General features: G+C 65.4%; 1 protein-coding gene and 1 pseudogene. One reads left to right on the top strand and one right to left on the bottom strand.

Annotated features, from left to right (window positions below):
- A pseudogene (locus BRAO375_RS38600) lies at positions 1 to 134 on the bottom strand (DUF2155 domain-containing protein); the annotation flags it as partial.
- A gap of 248 nt (positions 135 to 382) precedes the next feature.
- Between BRAO375_RS38600 and BRAO375_RS19535 the strand changes: the two are divergent.
- Positions 383 to 933, top strand: a 551-nt coding sequence (locus tag BRAO375_RS19535) for an SDR family NAD(P)-dependent oxidoreductase (protein WP_035641291.1), incomplete at its 3' end; no start/stop codon positions are given.

Raw genomic sequence — 933 nt, 5'->3', positions numbered from 1 at the left:
TTGCCCGGCGGACGCGGCACGGGATCGGAGAAAATGGTACCGATCTGCGCGCGCGCGGGCACGGGCACGGCCAGCGCGAGGGATGTGGCGGCCAGCAATGCCGCGATACCGGTCAGGACGATTGTTCGGTGCATCTCGCGCGGCTTTATCAGGCGAATCGGGGTTCGGGACAATCAAATCGCGTCATGACCCATCCGCCGCTCTCGATCAGCCCTCCCGTTAACATGCCGAATACGGCGGGGGAAGGGCGACTTACCAGCGCACCGCGAGGTGGCCATCTGGTTCATCCAATGAGATAGTCGCATGATCAGAAGATAGCGTGAAACCAACACGCGACAAGGCCACGGCAGGAAAGGAAAGCCGGGCCAACGGGAGGAAGCCAATGGCTGATTCGATTCGCCTCGACGGCAGGGTCGCCGTCGTCACCGGTGCGGCCGGCGTGATCGGCAGCGCGACGATGCAGCTGCTGGCTGCGCGCGGCGCCCGCATCGTCGCCGTCGACAGGCGTGAGCAGGATCTGAACGAGGCGACCCGCGCCCTGCCCGCCGGCGCCGAGACGCTTGTCGTCACCGCCGATGTCACCGACGAAGCGCAGGTGGCCGCCTACGTGCGCAAGGCCTGCGACCGCTTCGGAACCATCGACGTGTTCTTCAACAATGCAGGTGTCGAGGGCGAGATCAAATCGATCACGGACTACCCGCTCGACGCATTCCGCCGGGTGCTCGACGTCAACGTCGTCGGCGTCTTCCTCGGCCTCAAGCACGTGCTGCCGGTCATGCTGAAGCAGAACCGCGGCTCGATCATCAACACCGCCTCGATCGCCGGCCTGATCGGCTCGCCGCAGATCGCCGTCTACAGCGCCAGCAAGCACGCCGTGATCGGCCTGACGAAGAGCGCGTCGTGGGAGTGCACCGGCACGAACGTGCGCGTGAA

It is taken from the genome of Bradyrhizobium sp. ORS 375, assembly GCF_000239775.1.
Taxonomy (GTDB): Bacteria; Pseudomonadota; Alphaproteobacteria; order Rhizobiales; family Xanthobacteraceae; genus Bradyrhizobium.
This window is presented reverse-complemented; position numbering and strand designations above follow the sequence as displayed.